Origin of the sequence: Enterobacter sp. 198 (genome assembly GCF_009025585.1) — a bacterium.
Taxonomy (GTDB): domain Bacteria; phylum Pseudomonadota; class Gammaproteobacteria; order Enterobacterales; family Enterobacteriaceae; genus Enterobacter; species Enterobacter ludwigii.
Genome location: NZ_WCIM01000029.1, coordinates 129,104 through 143,277 on the forward strand (window position 1 = coordinate 129,104; position 14,174 = coordinate 143,277).

Annotated in this window: 8 protein-coding genes; 6 read left to right on the top strand and 2 right to left on the bottom strand. The window is 56.0% G+C overall.

The genetic code is table 11. The annotated features are described in order from the left end of the window. Complete coding sequence (gene glgP, locus F8561_RS17855; RefSeq protein WP_014171981.1) at positions 1-2,448, top strand: glycogen phosphorylase; 2,448 nt, start codon at positions 1-3, stop codon at positions 2,446-2,448. An 87-nt stretch (positions 2,449-2,535) separates the two neighbouring features. Here the strand turns inward: glgP and glpD are convergent, their stop codons facing one another. Continuing rightward, positions 2,536-4,044, bottom strand: a complete 1,509-nt coding sequence (gene glpD / locus F8561_RS17860; protein ID WP_020884561.1) for a glycerol-3-phosphate dehydrogenase — start codon at positions 4,042-4,044, stop codon at positions 2,536-2,538. Positions 4,045-4,296: 252 nt separating this feature from the next. On the opposite strand from glpD, the gene glpE reads away from it, so the two are divergent. From glpE to F8561_RS17875, 3 genes are read left to right on the top strand one after another with little or no spacing between them, the layout of a single operon-like run. Further along, positions 4,297-4,629 carry a thiosulfate sulfurtransferase GlpE gene (gene glpE, locus F8561_RS17865; protein ID WP_020884562.1) on the top strand — a complete coding sequence of 111 codons (333 nt, stop codon included), beginning with the start codon at positions 4,297-4,299 and terminating at the stop codon, positions 4,627-4,629. A gap of 47 nt (positions 4,630-4,676) precedes the next feature. Continuing rightward, the gene (glpG, locus tag F8561_RS17870) at positions 4,677-5,507 is read left to right on the top strand and encodes a rhomboid family intramembrane serine protease GlpG (protein ID WP_032679123.1); all 831 of its coding nucleotides are present in this window, start codon (positions 4,677-4,679) and stop codon (positions 5,505-5,507) included. Between the two features lie 16 nt (positions 5,508-5,523). Beyond that, complete coding sequence (locus tag F8561_RS17875) at positions 5,524-6,282, top strand: DeoR/GlpR family transcriptional regulator (RefSeq protein WP_008503060.1); 759 nt, start codon at positions 5,524-5,526, stop codon at positions 6,280-6,282. An 83-nt stretch (positions 6,283-6,365) separates the two neighbouring features. Here F8561_RS17875 and malT read toward each other — a convergent pair whose 3' ends face one another. Beyond that, positions 6,366-9,071: an HTH-type transcriptional regulator MalT gene (malT, locus tag F8561_RS17880; RefSeq protein WP_151887739.1), complete on the bottom strand. Its 2,706-nt coding sequence runs from the start codon at positions 9,069-9,071 to the stop codon at positions 6,366-6,368. Between the two features lie 585 nt (positions 9,072-9,656). On the opposite strand from malT, the gene malP reads away from it, so the two are divergent. Beyond that, entirely contained in the window at positions 9,657-12,050 is a 2,394-nt protein-coding gene (gene malP, locus F8561_RS17885) for a maltodextrin phosphorylase (protein ID WP_025202851.1), read from the top strand. Between the two features lie 9 nt (positions 12,051-12,059). Continuing rightward, a complete protein-coding gene (gene malQ / locus F8561_RS17890; protein ID WP_151887740.1) occupies positions 12,060-14,141 on the top strand; it encodes a 4-alpha-glucanotransferase in 2,082 nt (693 codons plus the stop codon). Positions 14,142-14,174: the final 33 nt, after the last annotated feature.

The following is a 14,174-nucleotide window of genomic DNA, read 5'->3' on the forward strand; positions in this document are numbered from 1 at the left end:
ATGAATGCTCCTTTTAGCTATTCTTCACCCACGCTCAGCGTTGAGGCGTTAAAGCACTCTATCGCCTATAAGCTGATGTTTACCATCGGGAAAGACCCGGTCATCGCCAACAAACACGAGTGGCTGAACGCCACGCTGTTTGCCGTGCGTGACCGCTTAGTGGAACGCTGGCTGCGCTCTAACCGCGCCCAGCTCTCGCAGGAAACGCGTCAGGTTTATTACCTGTCGATGGAATTTTTGATTGGCCGCACGCTGTCCAATGCGCTGTTGTCGCTCGGTATCTATGACGACGTCAAAACCGCACTGGAAGAGATGGGGTTAGATTTAGAAGAGCTGATTGACGAAGAGAACGACCCGGGCCTCGGTAACGGCGGCCTGGGGCGCCTGGCCGCCTGTTTCCTGGACTCGCTGGCGACGCTGGCCCTGCCGGGCCGCGGCTACGGGATTCGCTACGACTACGGCATGTTCAAACAGAACATTGTGGAAGGCCGACAGAAAGAGTCTCCGGACTACTGGCTTGAGTACGGCAACCCGTGGGAATTCAAACGACACAACACGCGCTACAAAGTGCGCTTTGGTGGCCGTATTCAGCAGGAGGGAAAAAAATCCCGCTGGGTTGAGACGGAAGAGATCCTGGCCGTGGCCTATGACCAGATTATCCCCGGATACGACACCGATGCCACCAACACCCTGCGCCTGTGGAGCGCCCAGGCCAGTAGCGAAATCAACCTCGGTAAATTCAACCAGGGCGACTATTTTGCGGCGGTGGAAGATAAAAACCACTCTGAAAACGTCTCCCGCGTGCTTTATCCGGATGACTCGACCTATTCCGGACGCGAACTGCGTCTGCGTCAGGAGTATTTCCTTGTGTCCGCGACGATTCAGGACATCCTGAGCCGTCACTATCAGCTGCACAAAACCTACAGTAACCTGGCGGAAAAAACCGCCATTCACCTCAACGACACCCACCCGGTGCTTTCGATCCCCGAGCTCATGCGTCTGCTGATCGACGAGCACAAATTCAGCTGGGATGATGCGTTTGAAGTGACCTGCCAGGTCTTCTCGTACACCAACCACACCCTGATGAGCGAAGCGCTGGAAACCTGGCCGGTCGACATGCTCGGTAAAATTTTGCCGCGCCATCTGCAGATTATCTTTGAGATTAACGACTACTTCCTGAAGACGCTGCAGGAGCAGTATCCAAACGATACTGGCCTGCTGAGCCGGGCTTCAATCATTGATGAATCCAACGGTCGCCGCGTGCGTATGGCCTGGCTGGCGGTGGTGATCAGTCACAAGGTGAACGGGGTTTCCGGACTGCACTCGAACCTGATGGTGCAGTCGCTGTTTGCTGATTTCGCGAAGATCTTCCCGACGCGTTTTTGCAACGTGACGAACGGTGTTACCCCGCGTCGCTGGCTGGCGCTGGCTAACCAGCCGCTCTCCGACGTCCTGGACGAACATATTGGCCGCACCTGGCGTACCGATTTGAGTCAGCTGGGCGAGCTTGAACAGCACCTGGATTTCCCAGCGGTGAACAAAGCCGTGCGTGAAGCCAAGCTTCTGAACAAGAAGCGGCTGTCGGTGTATCTTGCGCTGCACCTGAACGTGGTGGCCAACCCGAAAGCGTTGTTTGATGTGCAAATCAAGCGTATCCATGAGTACAAGCGACAGCTCATGAACGTGCTGCACGTCATCACGCACTACAATCGCATCAAAGCCGACCCAACGGCCGACTGGGTGCCACGGGTGAAAATCTTTGCCGGTAAGGCGGCGTCGGCATACTACATGGCGAAGCACATTATTCATCTCATCAATGATGTGGCGAAGGTGGTCAACAACGATCCGGATATCGGTGACAAGCTGAAGGTGGTCTTTGTCCCGAACTACAGTGTGAGTCTGGCGCAGCTGATCATTCCGGCGGCGGACCTGTCTGAGCAGATTTCCACGGCCGGTACGGAAGCCTCCGGCACCAGTAATATGAAGTTTGCCCTGAATGGCGCACTGACCATCGGTACGCTGGATGGCGCGAACGTTGAGATGCTGGAGCATGTCGGGGCAGAAAATATCTTTATCTTCGGTAACACGACGGAGGAGGTGGAGGCGCTTCGCAGGAAGGGCTACTCGCCGCGCGAGTACTACGAAGAAGATGAAGAGCTGCGCCAGGTGTTGACGCAAATCGCCACCGGCGTGTTTAACCCTGAAGAGCCGAGCCGCTATCGCGATCTGGTCGATTCACTGATTAACTTTGGTGACCACTATCAGGTGCTGGCGGATTACCGCAGCTATGTCGACTGCCAGGACAACGTGGACGAGTTGTACCGTCAGCAGGAGAAGTGGACCAGCGCCGCAATGCATAACATCGCCAATATGGGCTATTTCTCATCAGACCGTACTATCAAAGAATATGCTGAAACTATCTGGCATATCGATCCCGTGCGGTTATAAAAAAACAGAGCCGGGTGGCGGCTTCGCCTGACCCGGCTTGTGCGATCTGCAGGCCCGGGAAGCGTAACGCCACCGGGCCTTTTTACATCACGATGCTAATGACAGCTCACGCTTTCCCGCGTTCTGCGCCAGCCACTGCGCCACGCGCGACTGCTGCTCGGCATCCAGCCACATCCCTTCTTTGGTACGACGCCAGATGGCATCATCCAGGCGGCGCACCCACTCGTTCTCAACCAGATAGCGCAGTTCGGCTTCGTAGAGTTCGTGACCGAAATGTTCACCCAGGTCGGCAAGCGTTTTGGCTTCACCCAGGATCCATTCCGTATTACTGCCGTAGGTACGAGCGTAGTGACGCGCCATCCCTTCGGTGATGAACGGGTAGCGACGGCGCAGTTTCGCGGCATAATCATCGCGGTTATCCCCGATATCGCCGCCAGGCAATACGGCACCTTTAGTCCAGGCCGGGCCAATGCCTTTGTAGTACGGCACCAGTTTTTCCAGCGCGTGTTCGGCCAGCTTACGATAGGTAGTGAGCTTGCCGCCAAAGACCGACAGCAGCGGTGCCTGGCCGTCCACGTCATGTATATCCAGCGTATAGTCGCGGGTGATGGCCTGCGGTGAGTCCGATTCGTCATCACACAGCGGACGCACGCCGGAGTAAGTCCAGACCACGTCATCGCGTGCCAGCTGTTTTTTGAAGTGCGCGTTATACACTTTCAGCAGGTAGCTGACTTCACTTTCGTCGATCTCGACATTTTTCGGATCGCCTTTGTACTCCACGTCGGTGGTGCCGATGATGGAGAACTCGTCCATCCACGGGATCACAAACACGATACGTTTATCTTCGTTTTGCAGGATATAGGCCTGCTTCTGGGTATGCACGCGTGGCACGACAATGTGGCTGCCTTTGATCAGGCGGATGCCGTACGGCGAAGGCAGGTGCATTCCCTCATCAAAGAACTGTTTCACCCACGGACCGGTGGCGTTTACCAGGCCGCGCGCTTTCCAGCTGAACTTCTCGCCGGTATCCACGTCTTCCGCTTCAACAACCCACAGGCCGTTTTCACGACGGGCAGCCGTGGCGCGGGTGCGGGTTTTCACCTCGCCGCCCTTTTTCACCACCATCTGCGCATTGGCAAGGACCAGACGCGCATCGTCTACCCAGCAGTCGGAATATTCGAATCCGCGCACGATTTCAGGTTTAAGGACCGATTCTGAGCCAAAACGCAAACCGGTCGATCCTGGCAGGCTGGTACGTTTGCCCAGATGATCGTACATAAACAGACCGATTCGAATCATCCACGCCGGACGCAGATGCGGGCGGTGGGGCAGGCGAAAGCGCATCGGAATCGCCAGATGCGGGGCCATTTTCAGCAGCACTTCACGTTCGGCCAGGGCTTCGCTGACCAGGCGGAATTCGTAGTGTTCCAGGTAGCGCAGGCCACCGTGGATCAGTTTGGAGCTGGCGGACGAGGTCGCGCAGGCGAGATCGTTAGCTTCCAGCATCAGCACGGATAAACCGCGTCCTGCAGCATCGGCCGCAATCCCGGCACCGTTGATGCCACCGCCTATCACAATCAGATCTTTGGTTTCCATAACACCCTCACGCACTTTCGTTAAAGCTCAGAAATGTTCGATATCGCTCATAATAGCAAAGGAACGCGCTTTTGGTAACATCAAAAAAACAATTTAGAGTGATATGGATAACATAATGGCGTTTACCCGCCGCCAGGACGTACACTACGGGGTAAAATAGTGCCGCTTGATGCCCTCGCCCATCCTTCTCACTTCAGGAGAGAGTGGGGGTGAGAGGAAGCGCACCACACCTGAATATAAGATGAGAGCACCATGGATCAGTTTGAATGTATTAACGTAGAAGAAGCCCATCAGAAAATGCACCAGGGAACGGCTGTGCTGGTGGACATCCGCGATCCACAGAGCTTTGCGATGGGCCACACGCCAGGCGCGTTCCACCTGACCAACGACTCCCTGGGCGCGTTTATGCGCGATAACGATTTCGACACGCCGGTGATGGTCATGTGCTACCACGGCAACAGCAGTAAAGGTGCAGCGCAGTACCTGCTTCAGCAGGGCTACGATGCGGTTTACAGCGTTGATGGCGGCTTCGATGCCTGGCATCGTCATTTCCCGGCAGAAGTTGAATACGCGTTTGAGCGCTGATACCGCTATACTGTCCCCTTTTGTGTGGAAATAAGCGACGGCTGCCCATGTTGATGATCACCTCTTTTACCAACCCGCGCGTCGCCCAGGCGTTTGTCGACTATATGGCGACGCAGGGCGTTATTCTGACCATCCAGCAACATCATCAGACCGATGTGTGGCTGGCCGACGAGAGCCAGGCCGCGAGGGTAAATGAGGAGCTGGCGCGATTCCTTGAGAACCCCGGCGACCCGCGCTATCTGGCCGCAAGCTGGCAATCAGGCCAGACGGGCAGCGGGCTGCACTATCGTCGTTTTCCCTTCTTTGCCACCGTGCGCGAACGCGCGGGTCCGTTTACGCTGCTGCTGATGGCGGCCTGCATTATCGTGTTCATTATGATGAACGTGGTCGGCGACCAGAGCGTCATGATCGCCCTGGCATGGCCCTATGACCCTTCACTGGACGTTGACGTCTGGCGCTATTTTACCCACGCGCTGATGCACTTCTCGGTGATGCATATTCTCTTTAACCTGCTGTGGTGGTGGTACCTTGGCGGTGCCGTCGAGAAGCGTCTTGGCAGCGGGAAGCTGATTGTGATCACCGTCATCAGTGCCCTGTTGAGTGGCTATGTGCAGCACAAATTCAGCGGCCCGTGGTTTGGCGGATTATCAGGTGTTGTGTATGCCCTGATGGGCTATGTCTGGCTCAGAGGTGAGCGCGATCCTGAAAGTGGCATCTATCTGCAACGCGGGTTAATAACCTTTGCGTTAATATGGCTAATTGCCGGATGGTTTGATCTGTTTGGTATGTCTATCGCCAATGGTGCACACGTCACCGGGCTGGCCGTTGGGCTGGCGATGGCGTTTGCCGATACGCTCCATGCGCGAAAACGAACATAATTCTCAGGGATAATTGATGAAACAAACACAACGTCATGACGCCATTATCGAACTGGTTAAAAAACAGGGATATGTCAGCACCGAAGAGCTGGTCGAGCAGTTTGCCGTCAGCCCGCAGACCATTCGTCGTGACCTGAACGACCTTGCCGATCAAAACCGTATTCTGCGCCACCACGGCGGGGCGGCGCTGCCGTCCAGCTCGGTCAACACCTCATGGCATGACCGTAAAGCCACGCAAACGGCGGAGAAAGAGCGCATTGCGCGGAAAGTCGCCAGCCAGATCCCTAACGGGGCGACGCTGTTTATTGATATCGGCACCACGCCGGAAGCGGTCGCCCATGCGCTGCTGGATCATGAAAACCTGCGCGTTGTGACCAATAACCTGAATGTCGCGAATACCCTGATGCAGAAAGACGATTTCCGCATCATTCTTGCGGGCGGCGAGTTACGCAGCCGCGACGGTGGCATCATCGGTGAAGCGACGCTCGACTTTATCTCTCAGTTCCGTCTCGATTTCGGCATTCTCGGGATCAGCGGTATCGACAGCGATGGCTCCCTGCTGGAGTTTGATTATCATGAAGTCCGCACCAAGCGCGCGATTATTGAGAATTCACGCCACGTTATGCTCGTGGTGGACCACTCCAAGTTTGGCCGTAACGCGATGGTGAATATGGGCAGCATCAGCATGGTTGATGCGGTTTATACCGACGTGATGCCGCCGGCAGGCGTGATGCAGGTGATTAAGGATAATAATCTGCAGCTGGAACTGTGCTGACGTAAAAGCAAAACGGCAACCGAAGGTTGCCGTTTTTAGTTTGTGCAAAACAGGCCGGGTGAGGGCACCCACGCGCACCAGAATTACACGCCGTACCCCATCATCTTCAGCAGCTGCTGTGCATGCTGCACCGCATCCTGACGATGGGCGACGCCCAGCTTCTGATAGAGATTGCGGATATGGGTTTTGATGGTGGTCGCCGCCACCGCCAGTTCACCGGCGATCTGCTCGTTGCTGTAGCCTGAGTAGATCAGCCCCAGCACCTGCCATTCGCGCTGAGTGAGCGGGCTGGTGCGGATCAGTTCCGGTACTTCCGGATGGTTCAGCAGACGTTCAACGAAGTTCTCATCAAAGTGCGCAAACTTATGGCGATGGTGTTGGTTAATCTCGCGCAGAATACGCTGGGCACGATGCTGATCCAGCTCTGGCAGCGTATTGAGTTGAATCAATTGTCGCAGCTGCTGGGCCATCACTTCACCTTCAATGACAAAGTGGCTGATAAACCCGGTGCGGTTCGCCAGCTGCAGCGCTTCCAGCAGGACGCGCTGGGCATCGTTTTTGCGGCCCGCCTGCCAGTAAAGCTGGTTCAGCAGAAGCAGGTTGCGGTTGAGATCGCTCATTAGCCGCAGGCTGCGGGCGTTTTCATTAAGCTCTTCCAGCACGATTTCGGCAGGTTCTAATTCACCGAGCAGGATCTGGACGCGGGCAATGTTGCGCCACTGGCTCTGCAGGAAGTGGTTGTTGGCAAATTCCGGTTTAGGGGTCTGACGTAACCAGTTGGCGGCGGATTTTTTGTCGCCGGTCATCTGCCAGTAAATCACCCGCACCTTATCGGCGTTGGACACCCAGTCGCTGTGGTACTGACCGTTACCGAGCAGGTTTTCCAGACGGTTAAGGTGGTTGCGGGCGTTATCGAGATCGCCACGCGCCAGCGAGCACTGAACCAACAGCGCCAGACACTGCAATTGCTGCTGTGGCTGGAAGCTGGAGAGAACGTCCACACCCTGACGGGCGCAGCTTTCCGCTTCATCCAGACGCGACCATGCCCAAAGGAGCTGTGCACGAATGCGCAGCAGGAACTCGTGCATCGGCAGCTGTTCCAGATGCTGCTCACGAATCAGCTGGAAGGCCTTTTCCTGATTTTCCCAGGCGGCCTGCAGGAACCCCTGCGCAAACAAAATTTCACTTTGCTGGATCAGGCTCCACAGCGCGTAATGCCAGACATCGTGGCGGCGGGCCATCTGTTCAGTTTGTTGCATGAGCGAAAGGGACCGCGTCAGCTCGCCTTTGCAGTGCAGAACTTCACCGTGTACCGAGGTGGCCACAATACGGCTGTAGAAATTGGCCAGCGGCAGTTCATCCAGCGCAACCATCGCCAGGCGCTCAGCCTCTTCCGGGTCACCCTCGTTAATCGCCACCTGCGCTCGCAGGGCGTTGAATTCGCCGTGCAGGGTGGCATCCATATCGCTTTCCATCTCCTGCTCGGCACGTGCCAGCAGGGTATTTACTTCACTGTAGCGATGCTGGCTCTGCATCAGCCAGGCCTGCAGCAGCACCAGGCGCGGATTTTCCAGCAGGCTCTCCCACGGCAGGGCTTTCAGTGACTCTTCAAGCAACGTCAGCTCGCTGTGGTTAAACAAGCCCCATGCGTGGTTAAGGAGGATATCGCGCAGCATGCCGGCATCACCGGCGGCAAGCGCGTGGTGAATCGCCTCGCTCGGGAAACCTTGTGCCATCCAGCTTTCGGCGGCGGCGCGATGGATTTCCGGCAGTTCCGTTGCAAGCTCCCACTGACAGCGCTGGCGCAGGAAGCTGCCAAACAGTGGGTGATAGCTGAACCACTCGCCGGGATCGTCCATTCGGGTCAGGAACAGGCCCTGGCGTTCAATCTCTTCCAGCTGCAGTTGACCGTTTTCACAGCCGGTCACGCGCACGATCAGCGCGTCGTTCATGGAACGCAGCAGAGAACTTTTGAGCAGGAAATTTCGGGTCGACGGATCAACGCTGTTCAGCACTTCGTCGACGAGATAATCAGAAAGATGGCTCGCGTTAATCCCCGCCAGGCGACGCGCAGACTGGTGCGTCGGGCTGTTATTTTGCCGGGCAGAGAGAGCAATCAGCTGCAGCGCCGTCGCCCAGCCGGCGACATCATCACACAGGCGGCTGCTTTCGGAGGCCTCAATTGGCGAGTTCAGTCGACAGTCAAAAAACTGTTTGGCTTCCTGATGGGTAAAGGCCAGCTGCTGGCTGCCGACTTCCAGCAGCTGATCGCGCACGCGCAGGTTGGCGATGCCCAGTTGCGGCAGGTTACGCGACAGCACGACCAGGGTCAGGTTTTCCGGCTGATGACGCAGGAAGAAACGCATCGATTCATGGATAACCGGGTTAGTGATGAGATGATAATCATCAATCACCACGTACAGCGGGCGATGCCATTCGGCCAGTTCGATAAACAGCTGCGAGAAAAGGGAAGACAGGCTGGCGTACTGGCGCTTTTGCACCATGACCTCACTGGCGACGCAGTGTCCGTTGGTTGCCTGCTGAATGGCAGCAATCAGATAGCTGGCAAAACGCTCTTGCTGGTTATCGCCCTCATCAAGGGAGTACCAGCCAAGGTCGCTCTTACCTGCGGCCCATTGCGAAATGAGCGTTGTTTTTCCATAACCTGCAGGGCTCGTAACCAGCGCCAGTCGGAAATTATGCGCGCCGGAAAGTTTAGCCAGCAGACGCTCGCGGACCACTGTATGGTCAAGACGAACCGGGCGACTTAATTTAGACGGAATCAACATAGTTTTCACTTCACTGTGGGGAACGAGAGAATTTATTTTTTTTGCGCTTCGTAATTAATAGCTATAAGGTCGGCCAGAAAGAGAACTATTGCAAGTTATGTCTGGGTTTTGTGGCTCTGAATTTGCACTCTGTCACAAAACATTCAGGCGAGTACCGGAACTTTTCCAGAATGGCTTTAACACCGCGTCAGCGCTGGCTTGCCCCAGTGTCACACGGTTACGCTGAAACTGGTTTCAGAAAGGTATAGTGACGTCAAATTTAATAAAGTTCGGGTAAAGTTGAGTGAGATTAATAATCCCCTTAGGTAAGGCCCCATTGCAGAAATATTATTCTGCGTAAGTAATCATTTCGGCGCGGATTAATTTCATCCGAAACTGTATTTCATTTTTTTGACATTCTCCCCGGTTATCTTTTTTTCTTCCTGGCACACTCACACTATGCTCTCAGAGTGGCCTTGATCACACTTTTATGCTCATCCCCGCTACTCCTCCCTGCCTAATCCCCTGCGGGATGAGGAAGAGGCGAAATGAGCCTGGCACACTAGCGCCAACATGTGTTTTCTCTCTACAGGATGCCAATTCCCTATGTCACAGCCTACCTTTAACAAAGCTCAATTCCAGGCTGCCCTGACGCGTCAGTGGCAGCGTTTTGGCCTTCACGCTGCAAACGAGATGACGCCTCACCAGTGGTGGCAGGCAGTGAGCGGTGCGCTCGCGGAGCAGCTGGATGCTCAACCGTTGGCAAAACCGGCGAAAGACCAGCGCCACGTTAACTACATCTCAATGGAGTTCCTGATTGGCCGTCTGACAGGTAACAACCTGTTGAACCTCGGCTGGTATCAGGAGGTGGGTGATGTGCTGAAAGAGCATGACATTAACCTGACCGACCTGCTGGAAGAAGAGATTGACCCGGCGCTGGGTAACGGTGGTCTGGGACGTCTGGCGGCCTGTTTCCTTGACTCGATGGCCACCGTCGGTCAATCGGCCATTGGCTACGGTCTGAACTACCAGTACGGCCTGTTCCGTCAGTCGTTTGCTGATGGTCATCAGATGGAAGCGCCGGATGACTGGCACCGCAATACTTACCCCTGGTTCCGCCACAATGCACAGCTTGATGTGCAGGTAGGCATTGGTGGTAAAGTCACGAAGCAGGGGCTGTGGGAGCCTGCGTTTACCCTGACCGGCGAAGCCTGGGATCTGCCGGTGCTGGGCTACCGTAACGGCGTGGCGCAACCGCTGCGTCTGTGGCAGGCAAAGCACGCTCATCCCTTCAACCTGACCAAATTCAACGACGGCGATTTCCTGCGTGCCGAGCAGCAGGGGATCGACGCTGAGAAACTGACCAAAGTCCTTTACCCGAACGACAACCATCTGGCGGGCAAGAAACTGCGTCTGATGCAGCAGTACTTCCAGTGTGCCTGTTCCATTGCGGATATTCTGCGTCGTCATCACCTGGCGGGCCGCAAGCTGGCGCAGCTGCCGGACTTCGAAGTGATCCAGCTTAACGATACGCACCCGACGATTGCGATTCCTGAACTGCTGCGCGTGCTGATTGACGAGCACCAGCTGAGCTGGGATGACGCGTGGGCGATCACCAGCCGTACGTTTGCCTACACCAACCACACCCTGATGCCTGAAGCGCTGGAGTGCTGGGATGAGAAGCTGGTGAAAGCCCTGCTGCCGCGTCATATGCAGATCATCAACAAGATTAACGACGCGTTTAAAAAGCAAGTGGATAAAACCTGGCCGGGCGACAAAGCGGTGTGGGCGAAGCTGGCTGTGGTACATGACAAACAGGTGCGCATGGCGAACATGTGCGTGGTGAGCGGTTTTGCGGTGAACGGTGTGGCGGCGCTGCACTCGGATCTGGTGGTGAAAGACCTGTTCCCGGAATACCACCAGCTGTGGCCGACCAAATTCCATAACGTGACCAATGGCATCACGCCGCGTCGCTGGATTAAGCAGTGCAACCCGCTGCTGGCCGGCCTGCTGGACAAAACCCTGAAGAAAGAGTGGGCCAACGATCTGGACCAGCTTATCAATCTGGAAAAGTATGCCGACGACGCGGCATTCCGCGAGCAGTACCGCGCCATTAAGCTCGAAAACAAAGTGCGTCTGGCGCATTTTGTCAAAGCGCGTACCGGCATTGAGATCAACCCGAACGCCATTTTCGATATTCAGATCAAACGTCTGCATGAGTACAAACGCCAGCATCTGAACCTGCTGCACATTCTGGCGCTGTATAAAGAGATCCGCGAGAACCCGCAGGCTGACCGCGTACCGCGCGTGTTCCTGTTTGGGGCGAAAGCCGCACCGGGCTACTACCTGGCGAAAAACATTATCCTCGCCATTAATAAAGTGGCCGCGGCCATCAATAACGATCCGAAAGTGGGTGACAAGCTGAAGGTGGTGTTCCTGCCGGACTACTGCGTCTCTGCAGCTGAGATGCTGATCCCGGCGGCGGATATCTCCGAGCAGATCTCCACGGCAGGGAAAGAAGCTTCCGGTACCGGCAACATGAAGCTGGCGCTGAACGGTGCGCTGACCGTCGGTACGCTCGACGGCGCGAACGTCGAGATCGCCGAAAAGGTGGGGGAAGAGAACATCTTTATCTTCGGCCATACCGTCGAAGAAGTGAAAGCCCTCAAGGCCAAAGGTTACGACCCGGTGAAATGGCGTAAGAAAGACAAAGTTCTTGATGCGGTTCTGAAAGAGCTGGAAAGCGGGAAGTACAGCGATGGCGATAAACATGCCTTTGACCAGATGCTGCACAGCATGGACAAACACGGCGGTGACCCGTATCTGGTCATGGCGGACTTTACGGCCTATGTGGACGCGCAAAAACAGGTCGACGTGCTGTATCGCGACCAGGAAGCGTGGACCCGGGCGTGCATTCTGAACACCGCCCGCTGCGGGATGTTCAGTTCTGACCGCTCAATCCGTGATTATCAGGCTCGTATCTGGCAGGCAAAACGCTAAGGAAGCGCGATGGAGAGTAAACGTCTGGACAGTGCCGCGCAGGCGGCGGGGATCAGCCTCAGTTACATTAATGCTCACGGCAAACCACAGTCTATTGGCGCCGACACCAAAAGACGTTTGCTGGATGCCATGCACAAGACCGACGCGAAAGCGTCGGTTGCTCCGGTGCTGAACGTGAAGGTGTTTACCGCCGGTAAGAAGATGCCGCTTACGGTAAACGGGCGCGGCGAATTTAGCTGGCTGCTCACGACCGAAGAGGGGCAACAGCACAAAGGCCACGCCACCGGTGGCAAAGCACTTAACCTTCCGGCAAAACTGCCGGAGGGCTATCACACGTTAACCCTCACGCAGGACGACCAGCGTTTTCATTGTCGGGTGATTGTTGCGCCAAAACGCTGCTATGAGCCGCAGGCGTTGCTCGAGGGTAAAAAGCTGTGGGGGGCCTGCGTGCAGCTCTACACGCTGCGCTCTGACAGCAACTGGGGTATCGGCGATTTTGGCGACCTGAAAAAGATGCTGGCGGATGTGGGCGCGCGCGGCGGTGCGTTTATCGGCCTCAACCCCATTCATGCGCTCTATCCGGCGAACCCGGAAAGTGCCAGTCCGTACAGCCCGTCATCCCGTCGCTGGCTGAACGTGATTTACATTGACGTGAATGCCTTAGACGATTTCAAAAGCAGCAAAGAGGCGCAGGCGTGGTGGAACCTCACGACCACTCAGCAGGCGCTGAAGCAGGCGCGCGAGACGGACTGGGTAGACTATGCCACCGTCACCGCACTGAAAATGGCCGCGTTACGTCTGGCGTGGAAAGGTTTTTCGCAGCGTGATGACGAGCAGATGTCGGCTTTCCGCCAGTTTGTAGCTCAGGAAGGCGAGAGCCTTTACTGGCAGGCGGCGTTCGATGCATTGCATGCTTATCAGGTTAAAGAGGACGAAATGCGCTGGGGCTGGCCGGTATGGCCGGAAGCGTATCAATCTGTCGATACGCCCGAAGTGCAGGCGTTCTGCAAAAAATATGCTGACGAGGTGGATTTCTTCCTCTGGCTGCAGTGGCTGGCTTACAGCCAGTTTGCCGCCTGCTGGCAGGTGAGCCAGGGCTATAAAATGCCGATCGGCCTGTACCGCGATCTGGCCGTTGGCGTGGCGGAAGGCGGGGCGGAAACCTGGTGTGACCGCGAGCTTTATTGCCTGAAGGCCTCCGTGGGCGCACCGCCGGATATTCTTGGCCCGCTCGGCCAGAACTGGGGCTTGCCGCCGATGGATCCGCACGTCATGGCTGCGCGGGCTTACGAGCCGTTTATCGACCTGCTGCGCGCCAACATGCAAAATTGCGGCGCGCTGCGAATTGACCACGTGATGTCCGTCCTGCGTCTGTGGTGGATCCCTTATGGTGAAACGGCTGACCACGGCGCGTATGTACAGTATCCGGTTGACGATCTGCTCTCGATCCTGGCGCTGGAGAGTAAACGTCATCAGTGCATGGTGATCGGCGAAGATCTCGGTACCGTGCCGGTTGAGATTGTCAGTAAGCTCCGCGACAGCGGTGTTTACTCCTATAAAGTGCTCTATTTTGAAAACGACCATGAGAAAACCTTCCGCGCGCCGAAAGCGTACCCTGAACAGTCAATGGCAGTCGCGACGACGCATGACCTTCCTACGCTTCGTGGCTATTGGGAAAGCGGCGATCTGACGCTCGGTAAAACGCTGGGTCTGTATCCGGATGAAGAGGTCTTACGCGGGCTGTATCAGGATCGCGAGCTGGCGAAGCAAGGGTTGCTTGATGCGTTACACAAGCATGGCTGCCTGCCGAAACGCGCCGGGCATAAGGCATCACTGATGTCGATGACGCCTACGCTCAACCGCGGATTGCAGCGCTATATTGCCGACAGCAACAGTGCCCTGCTGGGTCTGCAGCCGGAAGACTGGATTGATATGGCGGAGCCGGTAAACATTCCGGGCACCAGCTATCAGTACAAGAACTGGCGTCGCAAATTGTCCATCACGCTTGAGAAGATGTTTGCCGATGACGGGGTGAACAGACTGATTAAGGATTTGGATAAGCGCAGAAAAGCGGTGGGTAAAACGCGGTAGTCTCACAGAGTGAAGAAAGCCGGGTAAGCGCAA

What these genes read in the sequence shown, in the direction of transcription:
- glgP (WP_014171981.1), top strand. Translation starts at nt 1, where the DNA reads ATGAATGCTCCTTTTAGCTATTCTTCACCCACGCTCAGCGTTGAGGCG.
- glpD (WP_020884561.1), bottom strand. Translation starts at nt 4,044, where the DNA reads ATGGAAACCAAAGATCTGATTGTGATAGGCGGTGGCATCAACGGTGCC.
- glpE (WP_020884562.1), top strand. Translation starts at nt 4,297, where the DNA reads ATGGATCAGTTTGAATGTATTAACGTAGAAGAAGCCCATCAGAAAATG.
- glpG (WP_032679123.1), top strand. Translation starts at nt 4,677, where the DNA reads ATGTTGATGATCACCTCTTTTACCAACCCGCGCGTCGCCCAGGCGTTT.
- F8561_RS17875 (WP_008503060.1), top strand. Translation starts at nt 5,524, where the DNA reads ATGAAACAAACACAACGTCATGACGCCATTATCGAACTGGTTAAAAAA.
- malT (WP_151887739.1), bottom strand. Translation starts at nt 9,071, where the DNA reads ATGTTGATTCCGTCTAAATTAAGTCGCCCGGTTCGTCTTGACCATACA.
- malP (WP_025202851.1), top strand. Translation starts at nt 9,657, where the DNA reads ATGTCACAGCCTACCTTTAACAAAGCTCAATTCCAGGCTGCCCTGACG.
- malQ (WP_151887740.1), top strand. Translation starts at nt 12,060, where the DNA reads ATGGAGAGTAAACGTCTGGACAGTGCCGCGCAGGCGGCGGGGATCAGC.